Annotated in this window: 26 protein-coding genes; 16 read left to right on the top strand and 10 right to left on the bottom strand. The window is 60.5% G+C overall.

Annotation, left to right across the window (positions count from 1 at the left end; all coding sequences use genetic code 11):
• Nucleotides 1-39: 39 nt before the first annotated feature.
• The 7 genes from PQU92_RS04950 to sdhC all read right to left on the bottom strand — a co-directional run bounded on the left by PQU92_RS04950 (nucleotide 40) and on the right by sdhC (nucleotide 6076).
• Nucleotides 40-1164, bottom strand: a complete 1125-nt coding sequence (locus tag PQU92_RS04950; protein ID WP_272747098.1) for an HPP family protein — start codon at nucleotides 1162-1164, stop codon at nucleotides 40-42.
• Nucleotides 1165-2289, bottom strand: a complete 1125-nt coding sequence (locus PQU92_RS04955) for a WcbI family polysaccharide biosynthesis putative acetyltransferase (RefSeq protein ID WP_368407095.1) — start codon at nucleotides 2287-2289, stop codon at nucleotides 1165-1167.
• Nucleotides 2223-2543, bottom strand: coding sequence for a 2Fe-2S iron-sulfur cluster-binding protein (locus tag PQU92_RS04960; protein WP_272747100.1), 321 nt, complete (start codon nucleotides 2541-2543; stop codon nucleotides 2223-2225). The genes PQU92_RS04955 and PQU92_RS04960 overlap by 67 nt, the downstream gene beginning before the upstream one ends.
• A gap of 147 nt (nucleotides 2544-2690) precedes the next feature.
• A complete protein-coding gene (locus PQU92_RS04965; protein WP_272747101.1) occupies nucleotides 2691-3467 on the bottom strand; it encodes a succinate dehydrogenase iron-sulfur subunit in 777 nt (258 codons plus the stop codon).
• Nucleotides 3468-3482: 15 nt separating this feature from the next.
• Complete coding sequence (gene sdhA / locus PQU92_RS04970) at nucleotides 3483-5267, bottom strand: succinate dehydrogenase flavoprotein subunit (protein ID WP_272747102.1); 1785 nt, start codon at nucleotides 5265-5267, stop codon at nucleotides 3483-3485.
• Nucleotides 5268-5270: 3 nt separating this feature from the next.
• Nucleotides 5271-5645, bottom strand: a complete 375-nt coding sequence (sdhD, locus tag PQU92_RS04975) for a succinate dehydrogenase, hydrophobic membrane anchor protein (RefSeq protein WP_272747103.1) — start codon at nucleotides 5643-5645, stop codon at nucleotides 5271-5273.
• Nucleotides 5645-6076, bottom strand: coding sequence for a succinate dehydrogenase, cytochrome b556 subunit (gene sdhC / locus PQU92_RS04980; RefSeq protein WP_272747104.1), 432 nt, complete (start codon nucleotides 6074-6076; stop codon nucleotides 5645-5647). Before sdhC ends, sdhD begins: the two co-directional genes overlap by 1 nt.
• Before the next feature lie 380 nt (nucleotides 6077-6456).
• On the opposite strand from sdhC, the gene PQU92_RS04985 reads away from it, so the two are divergent.
• Nucleotides 6457-7914 (top strand): hypothetical protein, encoded by a 1458-nt coding sequence (locus PQU92_RS04985; RefSeq protein WP_272747105.1) that lies wholly within the window; start codon nucleotides 6457-6459, stop codon nucleotides 7912-7914.
• 9 nt (nucleotides 7915-7923) lie between these two features.
• Here PQU92_RS04985 and PQU92_RS04990 read toward each other — a convergent pair whose 3' ends face one another.
• Both PQU92_RS04990 and PQU92_RS04995 read right to left on the bottom strand, forming a co-directional pair.
• Nucleotides 7924-8502 (bottom strand): hypothetical protein, encoded by a 579-nt coding sequence (locus PQU92_RS04990; RefSeq protein ID WP_272747106.1) that lies wholly within the window; start codon nucleotides 8500-8502, stop codon nucleotides 7924-7926.
• 16 nt (nucleotides 8503-8518) lie between these two features.
• Entirely contained in the window at nucleotides 8519-8938 is a 420-nt protein-coding gene (locus PQU92_RS04995) for an HIT domain-containing protein (protein WP_272747107.1), read from the bottom strand.
• A gap of 175 nt (nucleotides 8939-9113) precedes the next feature.
• Between PQU92_RS04995 and mdh the strand changes: the two genes are divergently transcribed.
• The 13 genes from mdh (at nucleotide 9114) to PQU92_RS05060 (ending at nucleotide 17543) form a co-directional block, all read left to right on the top strand.
• Nucleotides 9114-10076: a malate dehydrogenase gene (gene mdh, locus PQU92_RS05000; RefSeq protein WP_272747108.1), complete on the top strand. Its 963-nt coding sequence runs from the start codon at nucleotides 9114-9116 to the stop codon at nucleotides 10074-10076.
• A 94-nt stretch (nucleotides 10077-10170) separates the two neighbouring features.
• Complete coding sequence (locus PQU92_RS05005; protein WP_272747109.1) at nucleotides 10171-10887, top strand: MliC family protein; 717 nt, start codon at nucleotides 10171-10173, stop codon at nucleotides 10885-10887.
• 36 nt (nucleotides 10888-10923) lie between these two features.
• Entirely contained in the window at nucleotides 10924-11496 is a 573-nt protein-coding gene (locus PQU92_RS05010) for a GNAT family N-acetyltransferase (protein WP_272747110.1), read from the top strand.
• A gap of 71 nt (nucleotides 11497-11567) precedes the next feature.
• The gene (locus PQU92_RS05015; protein WP_272747111.1) at nucleotides 11568-11966 is read left to right on the top strand and encodes an ArsR/SmtB family transcription factor; all 399 of its coding nucleotides are present in this window, start codon (nucleotides 11568-11570) and stop codon (nucleotides 11964-11966) included.
• Entirely contained in the window at nucleotides 11963-12919 is a 957-nt protein-coding gene (locus PQU92_RS05020) for an SRPBCC domain-containing protein (RefSeq protein ID WP_272747112.1), read from the top strand. Before PQU92_RS05015 ends, PQU92_RS05020 begins: the two co-directional genes overlap by 4 nt.
• A complete protein-coding gene (locus PQU92_RS05025) occupies nucleotides 12919-13452 on the top strand; it encodes an SRPBCC family protein (protein ID WP_272747113.1) in 534 nt (177 codons plus the stop codon). The genes PQU92_RS05020 and PQU92_RS05025 overlap by 1 nt, the downstream gene beginning before the upstream one ends.
• Before the next feature lie 26 nt (nucleotides 13453-13478).
• Nucleotides 13479-13919 (top strand): VOC family protein, encoded by a 441-nt coding sequence (locus tag PQU92_RS05030; protein WP_272747114.1) that lies wholly within the window; start codon nucleotides 13479-13481, stop codon nucleotides 13917-13919.
• Between the two features lie 73 nt (nucleotides 13920-13992).
• Nucleotides 13993-14460 carry an SRPBCC family protein gene (locus tag PQU92_RS05035; RefSeq protein ID WP_272747115.1) on the top strand — a complete coding sequence of 156 codons (468 nt, stop codon included), beginning with the start codon at nucleotides 13993-13995 and terminating at the stop codon, nucleotides 14458-14460.
• A gap of 13 nt (nucleotides 14461-14473) precedes the next feature.
• Nucleotides 14474-15175 carry a YceI family protein gene (locus tag PQU92_RS05040; RefSeq protein ID WP_272747116.1) on the top strand — a complete coding sequence of 234 codons (702 nt, stop codon included), beginning with the start codon at nucleotides 14474-14476 and terminating at the stop codon, nucleotides 15173-15175.
• A gap of 1 nt (nucleotide 15176) precedes the next feature.
• A complete protein-coding gene (locus PQU92_RS05045; protein ID WP_272747117.1) occupies nucleotides 15177-15635 on the top strand; it encodes an SRPBCC family protein in 459 nt (152 codons plus the stop codon).
• A 1-nt stretch (nucleotide 15636) separates the two neighbouring features.
• Entirely contained in the window at nucleotides 15637-16194 is a 558-nt protein-coding gene (locus PQU92_RS05050) for an SRPBCC family protein (RefSeq protein WP_272747118.1), read from the top strand.
• Between the two features lie 61 nt (nucleotides 16195-16255).
• Nucleotides 16256-16885: a hypothetical protein gene (locus PQU92_RS05055; RefSeq protein ID WP_272747119.1), complete on the top strand. Its 630-nt coding sequence runs from the start codon at nucleotides 16256-16258 to the stop codon at nucleotides 16883-16885.
• A gap of 13 nt (nucleotides 16886-16898) precedes the next feature.
• Nucleotides 16899-17543 (top strand): hypothetical protein, encoded by a 645-nt coding sequence (locus PQU92_RS05060; protein WP_272747120.1) that lies wholly within the window; start codon nucleotides 16899-16901, stop codon nucleotides 17541-17543.
• On the opposite strand, the gene PQU92_RS05065 is transcribed toward PQU92_RS05060, so the two are convergent.
• Nucleotides 17540-18382, bottom strand: a complete 843-nt coding sequence (locus PQU92_RS05065; RefSeq protein ID WP_272747121.1) for a LytTR family DNA-binding domain-containing protein — start codon at nucleotides 18380-18382, stop codon at nucleotides 17540-17542. The two genes, PQU92_RS05060 and PQU92_RS05065, sit on opposite strands and share 4 nt — an antisense overlap.
• Nucleotides 18383-18451: 69 nt before the next feature.
• On the opposite strand from PQU92_RS05065, the gene PQU92_RS05070 reads away from it, so the two are divergent.
• Together PQU92_RS05070 and PQU92_RS05075 are read left to right on the top strand one after the other, a co-directional pair.
• Complete coding sequence (locus PQU92_RS05070; protein WP_272747122.1) at nucleotides 18452-18997, top strand: DUF2306 domain-containing protein; 546 nt, start codon at nucleotides 18452-18454, stop codon at nucleotides 18995-18997.
• A gap of 55 nt (nucleotides 18998-19052) precedes the next feature.
• Nucleotides 19053-20006: a TraB/GumN family protein gene (locus tag PQU92_RS05075; protein WP_272747123.1), complete on the top strand. Its 954-nt coding sequence runs from the start codon at nucleotides 19053-19055 to the stop codon at nucleotides 20004-20006.
• The last annotated feature ends 60 nt before the right edge of the window (nucleotides 20007-20066 follow it).

Here is a 20066-nt window from a genome sequence, read left to right on the forward strand (position 1 = left end):
GTATGACCTTAACCCGCGAGCCTTTAATATCTCCCTAAATCAGGCCGCCGGACGGTGATAGACCGCCCGCATCACGTCCGAGGCGCTGAGGATACCGGTCAGGCGCCGGGTCTCGTCGAGGATCAGCAGGTGGTGCTGGCCCTTGTCCGAAAACAGGGGCACCAGGGTCGCGACATCGGCCATATGGTCCGCGGTTCTGAAATGGGTCGTCATGACCTGGCCGGCGACTTCGGGCTTGTGCGAATGCGGTGACGGCGTGCGGCGAACCAGTTGCTTCAGGTTCTCGCGCAGGGTGGCGGGCGTACCGGCTGCCTGACGCAGAAGATCGTCGGGGGTAATGACGCCGACAACGCGGCGGGCCTTGTCGGTCACCGGCAGGAGCTTGAAATCATGCGTCCGCAGAATGTCCATGACCTCTTCCAACGGTGTGCCGAACTCTACATGGACCGGGTCGGGCGTCATGATATCGCGGGCGCGAATGTGATCCATCAGGCGCTGATAGGCATGGGTTTCCGACAGGATCAGCAGTTTTTCCAGATCGTCGGGCGCGATGTCGATGACGGTGTCCATCTGCTCAAGCGCGGCAGCGATGTCCCCGGGGGTAACGCGCCGGAGGTGGTTGTCCTCGGTCTGCGGAACCGGGGCGATGTGCGGGTAGTTGCGCTTGGCCACCATATTGAACGCGATGCCGACGGCGACCAGCAGCAGCGAATTGGTAAAGGCCGGGAACAGGGCGAACCACGGGTTCTGCGTGTGGGTCAGCACGACCAGCAAGGCCATGGCCCCGCCCGGCGGATGCAGGCTGCGGGTAGCGAACATGGCGGCGATGGCGAGAGACACGGCCAATGAGGCCGCGATGACCGGATCGGGCACGAGGTTGGCGCAGATCAGCCCCATAAGGGCCGACACCGTATTGCCGCCGACCACGGACCACGGTTGGGCGAGAGGGGAGGCCGGGACGGCGAAGACCAGCACCGCCGAGGCACCAACGGGGGCGACCAGCCAGGGTGACAGACCGGTCTGTCTGGCGAACAACAGGCAAGTGAGCGCGGTAAAACAAATCCCGATAAACGCCCCCAGCGCGCTGCGCATCCGCTCAAGGCCGGACACCGGCAGCGGTTTGGGTTTAAGGGCGTCGAGCCATTGGGAAAAGGTGACCGTCATTTAAGCGCTTATGTGAGTCTGATAGGCCATGATAAACTCGCGATGTCGGTCATAGACGGCATAATAGGCTTCGACCAGTTCCTGAGGTGTGTAGTAACGCAGACTATACAGGTCCGGCGTATGGTCGGGCTTCAGGACATGGGCCCGATCGACGGAGGGGTTATCGAAGTTCAGGCCCAGCATCCGGTGGACAGCGGGGTGTGGCGCTTTGACGATATCCGACAGATAATCCTCCTGCGTCACCTGGCTTATATCGTAGTGGTCTATGCCAAGATGGCTGAGAATGCGGTGAGCCAATACGCCGAGCAGATGCGCGGTGGGGTGATTGAGCGTGTGAAACAGGCGACGGCTTTTGTAATGCTCAGCGATATAGTCGGCCATCCTGACCTCAAGATGGGCTTCCCGCCTGACCATTTCAGCCAGAGACTGTTCGGCGGCACCGGCATAGTTCCGTTCGAAAAAGGTGTCGTCAGAGAACAGGGCGACGGCCCGGTCGGGCGACCAGCCCTGTTGATAGGCATGGATGACCGAGGCCAGATGATAGTCCGTCATCGGTCCCTGCACGACGTGGCGCGAACCAGCGGCGTGAAGATAGACCATGTCGGGCGTATAGCCGAGAAAATACATGTTCGGGATGAGGTGCAGGCGATCGCCGCATAGCGTCTGCAGATTGGTGGTGCGAAGCCATTCGACGGGGTACTGATCGTGGATCGTGAGCGAGAGTACGATGTCCGCCGTATCGATTAGACGGGCGTGGTTCGCATAGGTATTACGCGGAAAGCTGGCGACCGATACGGCCCCCAGAATATGGGCCGACGGCACCATGGCTTTCAACATGGGGATAAGCGCCTGCGCCTGACAGTTCCCGACCAGAGCGATACGGGGACTACCCGCGGAGGGCGTGAGGGAGGACAGAAGTCTTGACGCCTTGCGGGCCGCCCGGACTATCAGGCTTCTGTCTTGACTGCCTATCACGTGCGTCCCCCCGATATGCTTTAATCTCTTGTTTAGTCGCGATATTGTAGCCGAAAACCGCTTACACTTTTCGGCATATCGCTTTAATGCTGGTTTTCCGGCAGGCGCACGATCAGGCCATCGAGGGCTTCGGTGACGCGAATCTGACACGACAGGCGCGAAGTGGGTTCGACCTCCTGCGCGAAATCGAGCATCGACTCTTCCATGACCGACGGGCCGCCGGTTTTCTCGAACCAGTCCGGATCGACATAGACGTGGCAGGTCGCACAGGCGCAGGCCCCGCCGCAGTCGGCGTCGATGCCAGGGATATTGTGCTTGATCGCCCCTTCCATGACGGAATTGCCCGTCCGGACCTCGATCTCGTGGGTTTTACCGTTAGATTCGATATAGGTGATCTTGGGCATGAGGGGCTCTTTCAAAAGCATAGAGCCGAAGCGAGGCTTCGGCTCTCAGGATACAAAGCAAAAATTTGCGACGAGCCGTCTCTAGCAAATTTTTTCGATATCGGAAGGGGGCGCATGGGGGAAACGCCGTTTCCCCCATGCTGATAATTATCCCTTCGAGGGCATCATCTTCTTGAGCTCGGCGATCGCCTTGGCCGGGTTGAGACCCTTGGGGCAGACCTGCGCGCAGTTCATGATGGTGTGGCAGCGATAGAGCTTGAAGGGGTCTTCGAGCGATTCCAGACGCTGTTTCGTGTGATCGTCGCGCGAGTCGGCGACCCAGCGATAGGCCTGAAGCAGAGCGGCCGGGCCGAGATACTTGTCCTGATTCCACCAGTAGCTGGGGCACGAGGTCGAGCAGCAGGCGCACAGGATGCACTCGTAAAGACCGTCCAGCTTGTCGCGGTTGGCGGGGCTTTGCAGGCGCTCCTTCTGCGGGTCCGGCGTCGTCGATTGCAGATAGGGCTCGATCGAGGCGTACTGCGCGTAGAAGCCGCTCAAATCGGGGACGAGGTCCTTGACGACCGGCATGTGCGGCAGCGGCGCGATGGTGATCTCGCCATTATATTCGTCGTGACCCTTGGTGCAGGCCAGGGTGTTGCGGCCGCCGATATTCATGGCGCACGAACCGCAGATACCTTCGCGGCACGAGCGGCGGAACGACAGCGTCGAGTCGATGTTGTTCTTGATATAGATCAGCGAGTCGAGCAGCATCGGGCCGTGGGCCTTGGAATCGACCTCGTACTTGTCCCAGCGCGGGTTTTCGCCCGTTTCCGGATCGAAGCGATAGATCTTGTACACGCGGACGTTCTTCGCACCCGACGGCGCCTTGTAGCGCTTGCCGGCCTTGATCTGCGAGTGTTTGGGGAGCGTCAGTTCAACCATGGTTTCATACTCCCCTTAGTAAACTCGCGCCTTGGGCGCGATATAGGCGATGTCATTGGTCATCGTATAGGTATGGACCGGACGATAGTCGGCGGTCACGGCGCCCGTCTTGGTGTCGAGCCACATCAGGGTGTGCTTCATCCACTTATCGTCGTCGCGGTTCGGGAAGTCTTCGCGGGCGTGGGCGCCGCGCGATTCCTGACGGTTGAGCGCCGAATTGACGGTGATGACGGCCTGACCGATCAGGTTGTCGTACTCAAGGGCTTCGAGCAGATCGGTGTTCCAGATCATGCCGCGGTCCTTGATACCGATGTCCGACGACGCCGTGTAGATTTCGGCCAGACGGTTGACGCCCTGTTGCAGGGTTTCGCCGGTCCGGAAGACGGCGGCGTCTTCCTGCATGGCGCGCTGCATACGCAGACGCAGGTCGGCGGTCGGCGTCGAACCCGAAGCGGTGCGGAACTTGTCCAGACGCGCCAGATGGCCTTCGACGGCGGTCTTGCCGATGTCCTTGTGCGGCTCACCGGCCTTGACCAGCTCAGGGGCGCGCTTGCCCGCCGCGCGGCCGAACACCACGAGGTCGATCAGCGAGTTCGAGCCGAGGCGGTTGGCCCCGTGTACCGAGACGCAGGCCGCTTCGCCGACGGCCATCAGGCCCGGCACGACGGCGTCGGGATTGCCGTCTTTCAGGGTGACGACTTCGCCGTGATAGTTGGTCGGAATGCCGCCCATATTATAGTGGACGGTCGGGATGACCGGGATCGGCTCCTTGGTCACGTCGACACCGGCGAAGATCTTCGCCGATTCCGAGATACCCGGCAGGCGCTTGTGCAGCAGATCGGGCGGCAGGTGGTCGAGGTGAAGGAAGATGTGGTCCTTGTCCGGACCGACGCCGCGGCCTTCGCGGATTTCCATCGTCATCGAACGCGACACGACGTCGCGCGAGGCGAGGTCCTTGGCCGACGGGGCGTAGCGTTCCATGAAGCGCTCACCTGCCGAATTGGTCAGGTAGCCGCCTTCGCCGCGCGCGCCTTCGGTGATCAGGCAGCCCGAACCATAGATGCCGGTCGGGTGGAACTGAACGAACTCAAGGTCTTGCAGGGGCAGACCGGCGCGCAGGACCATGCCGCCGCCGTCGCCAGTGCAGGTGTGGGCCGAGGTCGCCGAGAAGTAGGCGCGGCCATAACCGCCGGTCGCCAGAATGACGAGGTGGGCGCGGAAGACGTGGATCGTGCCGTCGTCGAGCTTCCAGCAGGTGACGCCACGGCAGACGCCGTCATCCATGATCAGGTCGAGCGCGAAATATTCGATGAAGAACTCGACGTCTTCTTTCAGCGACTGACCATACAGCGTGTGCAACATGGCGTGGCCGGTCCGGTCGGCGGCGGCGCAGGTGCGCTGCACCGGGCCTTCGCCGAAGTTCTTGGTCATGCCGCCGAACGGACGCTGATAGATCTTGCCGTCTTCGGTGCGCGAGAAGGGCACGCCCCAGTGTTCCAACTCGTAAACCGCGTCCGGCGCGTTGCGGACCAGGTATTCGATGGCGTCCTGATCGCCCAGCCAGTCCGACCCCTTGACGGTGTCGTACATGTGCCACTGCCACTTGTCTTCGGACATGTTGCCCAAGCTTGCGGCGACGCCACCCTGAGCGGCGACGGTGTGCGAACGGGTGGGGAAAACCTTGGTGATACAGGCGGTCTTGAGGCCTGACTGGCCGCAGCCGAGCGCCGCGCGCAGGCCCGCGCCACCGGCGCCCACGACCACCACGTCATATTCGTGTTCGATGATCTTGTAGGTCATGGGTTACGCCTTAAAAGCCAGAAAGATGCCGCCAAGCGCCGCAACGAGCAGAACGAGGCAGAAGAGGGCGCTGATCAGTTTCAGCGCGCGCGAGTTCGGGAAATAGTCCAGAACATTGGCGGTCAGGCCCATATGGGTGTGCCACACGGTGATGATGAAGGTCAGGGCCAGCAGGCCCGCATTCACCGGGGCCTTGACGAAGGCCAGAGCCGCTTCATAGCCTTGACCCATCAGGCCGTAGGCGCTCCACAGCGCCCAGCCGGTCAGAACGATCAGTGCCACCGAAGTCCAGCGCTCGGCCAGCCATTCGCCCGCGCCGTGTTTTTCCGATTTCTTCCAGTCCTTCGAGGACCGCTCTCTCAGATACGAGTCAACCATTACAGCACCACCTTGCCCGTCGCGAACAGAACCACCCAGAAGACGATCGTCAGGGCGATCCCGATCAGCAGGCCCCACCACGACAGGGCGTTGGCCGACTTGAGCTGAAAACCGAGCCCCAGATCCCAGATCAGGTGGCGAATGCCGCCGGTCAGATGGATGAATCCGGCCAGAGACAGACCGAACCAGATGAACAGACCGAAGGGCGACGCCGCAAAGGTCAGGAAGCTCGTATAGGCCTGCGGGCAGCAGCCCGACGCCGTCAGGCCGATGGCCAGCAGCCACGCGGCGACCAGAACCGCGCCCACGACCAGCGCCAGACCGGTCGCCCGGTGCAGGATCGAGGTAAACATGGTGATATGGAATTTCCACACCTGAAGGTGCGGCGACAGCGGCCGATAGACCGTTGGCTTTGAGGGAGGCTGAGACATTCTATATGGCCTTGATTACCCGGTGTGTGGCGTGCCCCTCTTGACGTGGAACACGTTCGCCGGAGGCTTAACCTGATTTGGCGTCGAAAAGGTTAAATTTCCCGCGCCTTTGGGGGTCTTTTAGACCTTGAGGCGCATGTGTCAACAGACCGCACCCCCTGTCGGCGCGGTTTTTTGCGACCGCGAACATTTTGGCGACAGCGTGGCCAATTCACAAATTCGCTATTTAGGGTGATTGGCGTCCAAATTAGGCCCCAGTTAAGATGCATTACTTACCTTCTGTTTTATCTAAGGTTTGTTCGCCTTTTAGGGGAACGGGCTTTCTCGGCCTTTGTTTCGGTACTGTAGTGCGGGTGGTTTTCAGCGTGATTCAGAACAAGATGTCTCTTCGCCTTCTGGTGTCTTCGGCTCTGGCCTCTATCCTGATGCTTCAGGCGCCGGGCGCGTTCGCGGCGGCAGCAGCCAGGGTCAATGCGCGTGCCGATGAACTGACCGAGACGCAGAAAAAGCCTGCCAAGTCCAAAAAATCGACGGAGAAGGTGACCCCCTTCCGCGAAAAGACCGACGAAAAGACGACTGCCAAAAAGCCTGCCTCAAAAGACGAGAAAGCCGTCGAGAAAGCCAGCAGCAAGACCACCGCCAAAAAATCGACGATGGCCAGCAAGAGCAAGTCCGACGACGACAAGACGACCGCCAAGTCGTCCAAAGCATCTGGATCTAAAAAAGCCGATGCGGCCTCGAAAAAGGTCGTGGCCGACAAATCCTCGACGAAAAAGACGGATGCCAAGGCCACGACCAAAAAACCGGCGGCCAGGGATGACGAAAAGGTCGTCGCCACGTCATCGAGCAAGGGCACGCTCTATGTGACGCCGGACAAGGACGAGAAATACGCCAACCGCAAGACGGGCAATCTGGTCTCGAAGGCGGATGAAAAGCCTGCGCCCAAGCCGGTCGCCAAGGCCTCGCCGCCGGTGAAGGCCGTGGTCCTCAGCGCCGATGCCGACAAGGCGGTGAACCAGTTGTTCGAGGCCGATCCGAAGCCGACGGTACAGACGGTTGCACATAACGTGGAGGCACCCAAACCGGAACCGAAACTGGATCTGCCATCGGCGCCCATCCCCTATACGCCGTCGGTAAAGCCCGATGCCGCGCCCCAGCCAAAGGTGGATTTGGCCAAGGTCGATGTGACGCCTCAGCCGGTCGATCAGCCAGAGTCTAAAAAAGATATTCAGGTCGCTGACGTGGCCCCCCTGCCGGTAAAGGCTGCCGAGGTGAAGGCCGATCTTAAGCCCGAACCGAAACCTGAGCCGCAGATTATGCCGCCGGTGGTCGCCGTTGCACCCAAGGTGGTGCCGCAGGATGTGCCGCCCGTACCTGTAAAAGAGGTTGCGCCCGTTAAGGACAAGGTGCTGGTCGCCGTCAAGGTCGATGCCTATGGCCGCGATTACGAAGGCCAGCAAACCGGTTCGGAAACCCGTTACGACTCCGGCATTCGCGCAGGTCTGGCCAGCCGTCAGAGCCAGATGAGCGCGCTGGAAGGCAACTGGATGGTTAGTTCCCTGACGGGAGACAGACTGGTCTCTCTCGCCCTGCGCGGCGCGGGCGCTCAGAAGCTGGAGGGCGCCTGGCGCTCGTTGCAGGGCGGGGTCGGTATGAACCGCTCGGGCTTCGTGTCGGACGTGGTTCAGGCCGAGGACCGGCTGATGATCGACTATCAGGCCGCCTCCGCCAAGGGTCAGTTCCGTCTCGACCTGCGCAAGGAGCCTGACGGCCGCTGGCGCGGGCAGATGATCGATCCGAACGGGGCGGCCACCCCGGTGGTCATGTCGGCCCAGTAATTTCGAGTATTAATGTCGCGCGATTAGATCGTATCGTTTGATGTCGGAAGGCAGGCTTTTCGTTATCTCAGCAGGAATCTGACCATATTGAACGGGCAGAGATGTTCGGGTGAGATGTATTGAGACAACCTCTATGTCAGATGTACGTATTGTCCTGACGCCTTGCGGCGTGGAAATGGCCAATTGCGGCCCAAGATAGGCTTTAAGATCGCCATCGGTGCTTAGGGCTTGCTCGATATTACGGGCCAGTATGTCCGGACTGCCTGTAATCAACGGGTCGCCGGCTACGCTCGATTTCAGTAGGAACAGGACGCGTCCATCAGGTGTGTCCACGGCCAAGGCTTCACCCAGAATTCGACACCGCCCCGAAGCCGTGACATTGCGAAAATAGCGGACGCCCGGGCAGTGATAAGCCTGAACGGTTGAGCCAGAATAAATATGGCCACCAATTTGCACCCAAGCTGCTATTTTATAATGAGTTCCTTTTTGATCGGCATGTTTCTCGCCGAGGTATAAAACGATCACCGGAATGAAAACGACAGCCGCAATCGCGACGGCAGATACTATCCATTTTCCTAGTGTCTTCATGTGTTTGATTAACTTATCATATTTTGGTTCTGAGAACAGGCACTAACGCATCGATCTGTTCCGGGGCGAACGGTTCCGCCTGGCCGAAACCCCAGACCGGCCCAGGCCACGCGGCGTCCTGATCGTTGCGCGCGATGACGTGGATATGCAGTTGCGCGACGATATTGCCGAGATTGGCGATATTGATCTTGGTCACGGGGAAGCCCAAATGCGCCGCCGCCAGTCGGACCAGTTTTTCCGCCGCGCGTATATCGGCCCACAGCGCGGCATCGTCTTCCGCTGATACATCCGTCAGTTCGATCAGGCCCGCGCGTTTCGGCAGCAGAACCAGCCACGGAAAGCGCGCGTCGTTCTGCAAGCGCACCTCGCAGAGTTTGAGATCGCCCAATTTGACGGACGAGGCTTCGATACGCGGATCAACGATAAAGTCAGACATAGGTCGGCCTTTCCCGGAATATTAAGACATGTCCTTTATAGCCCCTGCGGGATTTTCGCATCACATTTCACATTGTTGCAGTGCGAGGTCTTGCGAACGCGTCTTAACAGGTTTAGAGGCGGCGTTAATCTTTAGGCGTCCCCTTGGCGGGACTTAGGTTAAAAAGGGAATGCTCATGGCACGTGCCAAAATTGCGTTGATCGGTTCGGGTATGATCGGGGGCACGCTGGCCCACATCGCCGCGCGTGAAGAACTGGGCGACGTCGTCCTGTTCGACATCACCGAAGGCGTGCCGCAAGGCAAGGCGCTGGATATCGCCGAAGCTTCGGCCGTGTTCGGCAAGGACGTCGCCCTGAAAGGCGCCAACGACTACGCCGACATCGCGGGCGCCGACGTCTGCATCGTCACCGCCGGTGTACCGCGTAAGCCGGGCATGAGCCGCGACGACCTGCTGGGTATCAACCTGAAGGTCATGAAGGCCGTTGGCGAAGGCATCAAGCAATATGCCCCGAACGCCTTCGTCATCTGCATCACCAACCCGCTCGACGCCATGGTGTGGGCGCTGCAAAAGTTCTCGGGTCTGCCGACCGGTAAGGTCGTCGGCATGGCCGGCGTTCTGGACTCGGCGCGTTTCGCCTACTTCCTGGCTGAAAAGACCGGCATCTCGGTCGAAGACATCCACGCCTGGACGCTGGGCGGCCACGGCGACGACATGGTCCCGATGGTTCGTCACTCGACCGTCGGCGGCCTGCCTCTGCCGGACGCGGTTGCCGCGGGCTTCCTGACGCAGGACGAACTCGACGCCATCGTGAAGCGCACCCGTGGTGGTGGTGGCGAAATCGTCGCGCTGCTGAAGACCGGTTCGGCCTTCTACGCCCCGGCGGAATCGGCCATCGCCATGGCGACCTCGTACCTCAAGGACAAGAAGCGCGTCCTGCCGTGCGCCGCCTATCTGACGGGTCAGTACGGCCTGAACGACCTGTACGTTGGCGTGCCGGTCGTGATCGGCAAGGACGGCGCGGAAAAGATCATCGAATTCTCGACCAATGACGAAGAAAAGGCGATGTTCAAGAAGTCGGTCGAAAGCGTTCAGGGCCTGATCGAAGCCTGTAAGGGCATCGACGGTTCGCTGGCCTAAGTCGATCCGCATTAAGCTTGAAAAGCCGTCCCGTGAAAACGGGGCGGCTTTTTTATTTTCGCGGCGGTAGCCTTGGCGGGAAAGGAGTTCCGCCATGAATACCACCCTCAAATTCGCCCTGCCTGTGGCCGGTCTTGTGGTTCTGGCCGTGGCGTGTGGACGCAACGAACCGGCGCGCGATGCCGCCATGCCCGAGCAGGCCGTGGCCAAATCAGCGGCAGCGGCCCTGTCGGAAACCCCGCCCAATGAACGTCCGTCCGAAAGCGCCACCGCGCCGCGTCCCGGTCCGGCGGGTTTCGATTGTAAACGGGCGCGGGCCGGTGCCGACACCATTGTCTGTGGCGATATCAATCTGGCGGCGCTTGATCGCGAAATGACGCGGCTTTATGGACTGGCGGAAACACAGGGACCGGCGGATACCCTGCATCGCCTGCAAGGCGGCTGGATGGCCAAGCGCGAGGCCTGTGTCGAGGCCGGTGATCCGACGGGGTGCCTGAAAGCCGCCTATGCCGGGCGCATCCATGACCTGCGCGCGGGATATGAAGCGGCGCGCAATGATACGGGCGGGATAAGCCAGGGGCAGGACTGGACCTGTCCGGATGGCGTGAAGTTGAGCGCCACCTTCCTCAACACCTTTGACGCGGCGGTTTATGTGACGTCAGGCGATACGCGTATCTGGATGCCGCGCGCCGTCAGTGCCTCGGGGGCGCGTTACGAAGGCGGCGGTTACGAGCTGTGGGTTAAGGGTCGGGAAGCCAGCTTCCGCCGCCCGGACGCGCCGGTGACGACCTGCACAATAACGCCTTTGTAACTGGCCATTTTTGCCCTGCGCGGCTACATCCGGGCCATGACAAAACTGCCCCTGACCTCGCCGCTTGGCCCGACGCTTGAAACCGCCCGTTTGATCCTGCGCCCGCCGGTGGCTGAGGATTTTCCCGGCTTCTGCGCCTTTCAGTCCGACCCCAAAGTCATGGCGCACCTCGGCGGCGTGACCTCTGACGCCGTAACGTGGCGGGTGACGCGGTCCATCGCCGGGGCATGGGCGCTGGACGGCTTCCATATGTTCAGCGTTATCGAAAAGGATAGCGGCGCGTGGATCGGCCGCATCGGCGCGCTCTATCCGCACCAATGGCCTGCCCGCGAAGTCGGCTGGGGCGTCCTGTCCTCGGCCTGGGGCAAAGGCTATGCGAAAGAAGCCGCCTTGGCCTGCATGGACTATGTGTTTGACGTGCTGAACTGGGAGGACGTGATCCACACCATAGCGCCGGACAATGCAGGGTCTCAGGGCGTGGCGAAATCACTGGGGTCTTACAATCGCGGACCGGGACGCCTGCCGGAACCCTATGCCGATGCCGCCGTTGATATCTGGGGTCAGACGCGTGCGGAGTGGCGGGAAAACAGAAAGCGACATACCGTTTAGAAAAGGCGCTTGACTCTCTGGCACGACGAGCGTACTTAACCATCAAGTTATTTAACTTTTCAGTTAAGTTTATGTCCGATCGTTTGTCCCTCACCCTGACCGCCTTATCCGACCCGACGCGCCGCGCGATTCTGGCGCGTCTGGCGCTCGGCGAGGCGACGGTCAACGATCTGGCCCAACCCTTCGACATGAGTCTGCCGGCGGTGTCCAAACACCTCAAGGTGCTGGAAAAGTCCGGCCTGATCAGCCGGGGACGCGAAAAGCAGTGGCGTCCCTGTCGGCTGGAGCCCGAGCCGCTTCAGGAGGTCGATATGTGGCTCAAGGATTATCGCCGCCTGTGGGAAGGCCGCTTCGACCGGCTGGAAGCCTATTTGCAGCAGTTGCAGGCCGCTGAAAAAGCGGTCAAGGTCGCGCCGGATAACGACGGCATCGCCCCGAAAGCCGCCGACGATCAGGGAGAGACGACATGAAACTCGCCACCCGCCCGTCCGATCCGATGTCCGGTTTCGAGGTCTCCTTCCCCAGCGAGATCGACATCGTCATGTTCCGCACCTTCAAGGCCCCGCCCGCGCTGGTGTTCAAACTGTGGACCGCACCCGAACACGTGATGCAGTGGTGGGGACCGAACGGTTTCGAGAACCTCAATTGCGAGATGGATTTCCGCGTCGGCGGCAGGTTCCGCATCGACATGCGCGCGCCGGACGGTACGCTGTGCCCGTGCGAAGGCACCTATGTCGAAATCGTCGAGAGCGAGCGCATCGTTTATGAGGGCGATCCGCATATCGATCATCCGTGCGGGTCCGGCCTGCCGCCCGAAGCGCTGGTGACGATCACGTTTAAACCGGACGGCGACGGCACCCGCCTGACCCTGCATTCCAAAATGATTTCACCCGACATCACCAAGGCCGCCATCGAGATGGGCTTCTCGACCGGCTGGGCCGACAGCTTTGACCGTCTGGAGGCGGCTATGGATACCCTCGATCAAGACCGTTTTGAAATCGTCACCTCGCGCCGCTTTGCCGCGACACCGGCAGAGTTGTTCGGCCTGTTCGCCGATCCGGCGCATCTGGCGCGGTGGTGGGGGCCGGATGGTTTCACCAACTCCATCCCGGTGTTCGACTTCCGCGAAGGCGGGGCGTTCCACATTACCATGCACGGGCCGGACGGGCGCGACCATGAGAACCACAAAGGTTTTGTCGAGATCGTCGAGAACGAGCGCATAGTCTTCGATCACTATCAGCCCACGCATGAATTCCGCATGACCATCGAATATATCGGTGACGGCGATCATACTGACATGATCTGGCGCATGGATTTCGCACCGTCCGAACACGAAGCCATGCTGAAGGCCTTCATTCCGCAGGCGAACGAGCAGAACTATGACAAGCTTGACGACTATATTCTCAAAACCAGGGGGTACTGATGCTGACGACGATTCTGATAATCATCCTGCTCGCCATCGCGGGGGTCCTTATCCTGGCGGCCACTCGGCCGGATCATTTCCGGCTTGAACGTTCGATCAGTATCGACGCCGCGCCCGAGATCATTTTCGACCAGATTCAGGATTTCCGCCAATGGCGCAACTGGTCGCCGTGGGAGAACATCGATCCTGACCTGCGCCGCACCTATACCGGCCCGGCGTCGGGCGCCGGCGCGGTCTATGAATGGGACTCCGACAATAACAAGGCTGGTCAGGGCCGCATGGAAATCCAGCGCACCGAACCCGCCCGCAGCGTGGTCATCGAGCTGACATTCATCAAGCCGATCGCCGCCGTCAATACCGCCGAATTCACCCTGCAGCCGCAAGACGGAAACACACGCGTCATCTGGGCCATGTATGGTCCTGCGCCCTTTATGTCCCGCCTGTTTGGCCTGATTTTCAATATGGACAAGATGGTTGGCGGCGACTTCGAAAAAGGCCTGATAGCCCTGAAAGCCGTTAGCGAAGCCAAATAAAACCCTGTCACGGAAGGAACGAAACCATGCGTCTCGAAGCTCACCTCAGTTTCCCCGGCACCTGCGCCGAAGCGTTCGCCTTCTACCAGAGCATTCTGGGCGGCGAGATCACCGCCATGTTCCGCTATGGCGATGCGCCCGGCGATATGCAGGGCGACCCGGCCACCAAGGATTATGTCATGCACGCCTATCTTCAGATCGGCGATGCGGCGATCATGGGGGCCGATGCTCCGCCGCAGTTTCAGTCAAAGCCGCAGGGTTTCTGCGTCAATATTCAGGCCGCCGACGTCGCCGAGGCCCAGCGCATCTGGGGTGGTCTGTCGGAAGGGGCGAAGGCGATTCAAATGCCGCTGGCACCCACCTTCTGGTCGCCGATGTTCGGCATGCTGATCGACAAGTACGACCAGCCGTGGATGGTCAATACCACGCCCGATGCCGCCTTTATGGCCGCCAACGCCCCCATGTAATTTAAATCCATCCTGTTTACCGATCTGACGCCGGTGTCCCGGCGAACGATCCCCTATGCCCGAAAGGCCCCCCATGAGCCTCAAAGACCGCGAACTGGTTCTCACCCGTACCCTCGATGCGCCGCGCGAACTGATCTGGCGCTGCTGGACCGACCCGAAGCTGCTGGCCGAATGGTTTTGCCCCAAGCCGTGGTATATCGACGAGGTCAAGCTCGATGTCCGCACCGGCGGCAGCAACAGCTTCGTCATGCACGGCCCGAACGGTGAAACCGTCCCCAATCGCGGCGTCTATCTGGAGATCGTCGAGAACGAGAAGATCGTCCTGACCGACGCCTATACGACCGCCTGGGAGCCGTCGGAAGACCCGTTCATGACCGCCATTGTCGAGCTGTCGGATGCGGGCGACGGCAAGACGCTGTATGTCGCCACGGCCCGCCACTGGTCGGTCGAAAAGAAGGTCCAGCACGAACAGATGGGCTTCCATGTGGGCTGGGGCATCTGCGCCGATCAGCTCGAAGCCCTCGCTCAAACTCTGAAATAAACAGGAGGACATCATGCGTCTTTTACCCTTTACCTTCGGCCTGCTGGCTGTTGCCGGTGGTCTTTCAGGTTTGGCCGCCTGTTCGCCCAAGCCGGCCGAGAAACCGCCGGTCGCCGCACCCGAAGCGCCGCAAGCCGTCGCGCCCAAGGACTTTCCGGCGGGTGAGTATAAACTCGACAAGTCCCACGCCAGCCTGACCTTCACCGTCAACCACACCGGCTTTTCGACCTATACGGCGGGCTTCGATGCCTTCGACGCCCAACTCACCATCGACCCGAAAGCGCCGGAAGCGGCCAAACTGACCGCCAGCGTCGAGGTCAAGTCGCTCGACCTGCCGACCCCGCCGACGGGCTTCCACGACAGCCTGATGGGGGCACAGTGGTTCGATGCGGCCAAGTATCCGCAGATGACCTTCGTTTCGACCAGGGTGGAAAAGACCGGCGACTATACGGCGAAAATCTACGGCGACCTGACCCTGCACGGGGTGACGAAGCCGGTGATGCTGGAGGCGACTCTGAACGGCGGCTATGCCGGGTTTGCGCCCTATGATCCCGCGGCTCGCGTCGGCTTCTCGGCCAAGGGCACGATCAAGCGCTCGGATTTCGGCATCAGCTACGGCATCCCGGCCCCCGGCACGGTGATGGGCGTCGGCGACAGCGTCGGTATCGCCATCGAAGCCGAGTTCTCCGGCCCGCCGCTGAAAGCGGAGAAGTAATATGACCCGTCACGTTACCCCCCACACCATGATCATCACCCGCGACCTGAAATTCGCACCGTCGGTGGTGTTCAAGGCCTGGGCCGATCCGGCCGCCAAGGCCCATTGGTTCTCAGGCCCGCCCGACTGGGAGGCCGAGCCACACCGGCTCGACTTCCGCGTCGGCGGCGAAGAATATAGCGCCGGTGGCCCCAAGGGCGGTCCGATGCACATCATGCGCGGTGTCATTCACGAGATCGTGCCAGATGAACGCATTATTTCCAGCTTCACCATGCACGTCGATGAGACCATACTGACCGTGTCGCTGGCGACGATCGAGTTCGTGGCGACCGCGACGGGCACGAAAATGACCCTGACCGAACAACTCGTCTTCCTCGACGGCTGCGACCACATCGCTGACCGTGAGCACGGCACCAATGCTATGCTCGACATGATGGAAGCCTATCTGAACCGGCAATGACATGACCGATACACCCATGCTGACCGTCACCACCGAAGACCACCACGATGTCGTCATGGTGCGTCACTTCGATGCCCGCCCGGCCCTGGTCTGGCTGGCCTTCACCCAGGCCGAACATATGGCGCAGTGGTGGGGGCCATCCTGTTTCACCGCCCGCGCCGAGATGGATGTGCGGCCGGGCGGGGCCTATGTCATTGACATGATTGGGCCGGACGGGTCTGTCTCGCCGATGAAGGGCCATTATATCGAGGTCATCGAGCACAAGCGGCTGGTCTTCGACTTCGATATCTCGGAACACGGCCCGGCGTTCAACCGGATGCTGCGCGAAAATTACGTTGCGGCGGGTGGCGGGGTGGACGATCCACTGGGGACGCGCAACACCATCACCGTAACGTTCGAGGACGAAGGCCACGGCACGCGCCTGACCTTCCGGCAGGGGCTGGCCACCGCCGCCGAACGCGACGCCTATGTCAAGATGGGCACGGCGGAAGGCTATGCTGAAAGCTGCGTGAAACTGGATAAGCTTCTGGCCTCGATGCAGCTGTTTTTCCACGGATAGGGCGAGCTTGAGCCACAAGGCCGGATAACATAGACTGAGCCCCAAAGAGGGGGAGACGACTATGAAATCAGGTGTTCTATGGTTGGCAGTGCTGGCGGCTTGGATCAGTCCTGCAGGGGCGGCAACGCCGCCACCTGAGGTGCCCTATGGTTATCTGGAAGAGGTGAAAGCGCCGCCACATGCACAGATAGCGCCGTCGGTGTTTCGGTTGGGGGGCGGGGTATATCGCTTCGAACAAACGTCTTTGATCGATCTGGCCAAGGCAACGGGTCATAGACGCATCGGTCACGAAGGCGATGCGTCCGAAGCTCTGGACTGGTTGTGCTTCACGGTAAAGTCACCGCAGCCTTATCGCCTGTGGTTGTCGTCCAGCGAGATGGGGGGCGGTACGATCGATGGTGTCAATATGCGTGCCGAAGCGGCAAAGGCGACGGAGGATTGTCCGATTCTGGGCGCGCGCCTGACGCCGGTATCCGTCGATGGTGTAAGGATCGGCATGACGCAGGTCGAGGTGCGCAAGGTGCTGGGCGCACCCGCCGATCAGCGTGACGGCTGGTGGATCTATACCTACGAAAAGAACGTCCGTCCGAGCGATCCGGGCTACTTTTTCACGGCCTATGGTCACATGATGCTGCGCTTCGAAGCCGGGCGACTGACTCATCTCAGTGCCGGTCGCGTTACCTCGAATTGAGGCGGCTATCATTATGTCAACGAGTTTAATCACCGCCATCGAAGGGCTATACGAAGCGTTTGAAGCGCCTAAACCGCGCTATATCGAACGCTGTCCATGTTGCGGTGACCGCAAGGTGGTCAAAAATCCTGAAAAGGCCTTACGCGATCTGACCGCTGACGATCTGAGCGCCTATTCCATAGCGGTATTTTCCACGGTCGGTGGCGTTATAGATTTCAAATATTACCTGCCTCGCATGTTTGAATTGGCAGCGGTGGACGACTCTTTATCGGCGGCACCTTCGACCTTGATGTGTCACCTGACACGCGGCGAATGGCGGCGCTGGCCAAAGTTCGAGCAGGTCGCCGTCGAAGTCTTTGTGAAGGCGTGGTTTCTGTTCACACTTGACCGGCAGCCTGAATATTCCGGCCAAGAGGTAATGGGTGATGCCGAAAACGTCTTGTGTGCCTTGCCAGAAGCCGGGTTGGCACTGGAGCCGTATTTTCATATGCTGAGGGCCGATCAAAAGGCTCTGATTCAGATATATTCTGAAAATGAAGCCGCGCTTTCGAATGAAAGCCTTCTGAATCGTTATCCATGGAATTATTGTCCAGAAGCGACCCGGGCGTTTCTCGACTTCCTGCGCTCAGCCGAAACCGAAGCGGCGCTTTACGCCTAAACCCAACCGTCGGCGCGCAGCGCCTTCTGGAAGCTGCGGCTGACCGGGGCTTCGAGGTCGCCTTTCAGCACAAGACAGACCTTTCCGTCTTGTTTGCGGATATCGGTAATCGCGTCGCGCGCCACCCACCATGAGCGGTGCGTCTGGCTGCCCTCGATGCCTTCCAGTTCGCGAATGGCGTCGTAAAGCCGCATCAGGATCATCGTATTTCCGGCGCTGGTGTGGACGCGCAGATAGTGGTCTTCGGCGGAGATAGCGTAGATGTCGGCGCGCTGATGCTTGAACGGCAGACGCTCCAGAAAGGCGACGGCGGACGGGATTGATTCGGCGACCGGTGCGACAAAGGCATGGCTTTGCAGGGGTTCGCGGTTGATCAGCATGTTCAGTCCGGTCATCGCCGCCGACAGGATGGCAACCGGCGTCAGCAGGCGGATATAGGTCGACAGCGTCAGGTCCGATGCCCCGAACAGCGGATTGAAAAGCCAGATAACCAGAGTGATGGCCGGGGTCAGCAGCACGATCAGCAGCAGCGCATAGGGCAGGGGCTTATGTTCAAGCCTGAGGCGCGCGCGCAGAGCGTAGAAGGTGAAGGCTTCGACGCCGATGGCGACCAGCGTCCCTAGCGTCATGACCGGCACCCAGTAGATCAGCCGGTGCCACAACGGCATGGCCCCGGTACCGAAGGCACCGATCAGGCTAAGGAAGACGCCCATACCGATGGCGACGCCGGTGGCACGGCTCCAGCCCTTCCAGTTCCGCGTCCAGACCTCATGCGCCATTGACGAAGCGTGAACGGTCGGCGGCGTCGTTTCACGCAATTCCGGCCCCGTCTCACGCATAGTTCAGTCCCCTGTCGAATGGCTGCCCTATTGGAGCCAAGCCGCGTCCATAACTCAAGGGGTAATTCCATGTCCAACGCCATTCCGGGGAAATTCAACTATCTACGCAGTTTCATGGCTGCCATGCTGCTGACGGTGGGTGTCGTCGGGATTGCGGTGTGGATGACGGGCGGCGACCTCAGCCATATCGGCGAGATAATTGCCCAAAGCCGGTTGCATCCGCCGCATTTCGATCTGATCGCGCAGTCTTCTCTGGCGACGCAGATCCACCTGAGCGCCGCGTGTTCGGCGTTCCTGATCGGCCTTTATCAGCTTATGGGGCCGAAGGGCCACACGCCACATCGCGTTCTGGGCTATATCTGGCTTTGCCTGATGCTGACGGCGGCGATATCGAGCTTCTGGCTGAAGGGCCTGAACCACGGTGCCTACAGCTTCATCCACATCCTGTCCGGCTGGACGGTGGTGGTCACACCGATGATCCTCTATGCGGCCCGAACGAAGAATATCAAACGCCATCGTGATATGGCGACAGGCCTGTTCATGGGCGGGCTGGTGGTGGCGGGTCTGTTCGCCTTCATTCCGGGACGGTTGCTATGGCGGGTGTTTTTCGGCTGATTGCCACAGGTGACAAAAAGGATCATGCTCCGCTCAAAACAAGTGGGGCGGACACATGAAACGGTTGATCGGCACTGTATTCACGCTGCTGGCTTTTGTGGCGGTACCGGCAACCGCCCAGAAAACCGCCCAGAAAAAAGCGACGCAATGGTCCGATATCACCGAGGTCGTGGTGCGCGCCCCGGCGGCCGGCCCGGCCATGTGGAAGCTGACGCGCGGCCAGTCCACCGTCTGGGTGCTGGGGACGCTGATCGTCGTGCCCGAAAATCTCAAATGGGATCAGAAGCGCCTGGCGCGGGCCCTGAACGGTGCGCACGTACTGATCACGCCCGCGGTCAGTCGCAGCGATCCGGCGCAGGCAGGGCAATTGCAGGCCTTGTCGAAACTGCCCGCCAACGGGCGGCTGTACGAGGTCCTGTCCGAGCCGGTTTATGCGCGGTTCGAGGCCACGGTTCAGCGTGAGCACCTGTCGATCAACGACTATATCCGTTTTCAGCCGGTGATCGCGGCGGGCAATCTGTCGCGCGACGCTTTGAGCGCCCACGGTCTGTCGGCGATGGCGCTTTATGAGCAGATGACCACCGTGGTGCGTAAGTCGAAGGTGCGCACCCGACGGGCCGGCAGCTACGACTATTCGGCGCTGATCGCCTATTATGTCAGCCTCGATGCGGCGCAGGCCGAGGCCTGCGTCGTCAACGGACTGGATGGACTGGACTACGACCTGCGCACGACGCAGTCGATGGCAAAGGCCTGGGCGACGGGGGATTTGCCCGCCGTCATGCGATTGTACCGCGAGCCGGATTTTCTGACCTGCGTCCTGTCGGGGGAAACCACGGCCGATATGTATCAGACCTATGCCATCGACAGCATGACGGCGGCCATCGGCGCGGCGCTCGATACGCCGGGCAAGAGCGTGGCCATCGTGCCCTTCGATGACCTGTTGCGTAAGGACGGTGTGCTGGATCGGCTGAAAGCGGAAGGCGTAGAGATCACGGCGCCGTCGCAATAGAGCGCCAATAATAAAACAATTCGTTTTATTAAAACGCCGTGCTAAATCCCGTTCTGTAAT

This window comes from Asticcacaulis aquaticus (genome assembly GCF_028550415.1).
Lineage (GTDB): Bacteria > Pseudomonadota > Alphaproteobacteria > Caulobacterales > Caulobacteraceae > Asticcacaulis > Asticcacaulis aquaticus.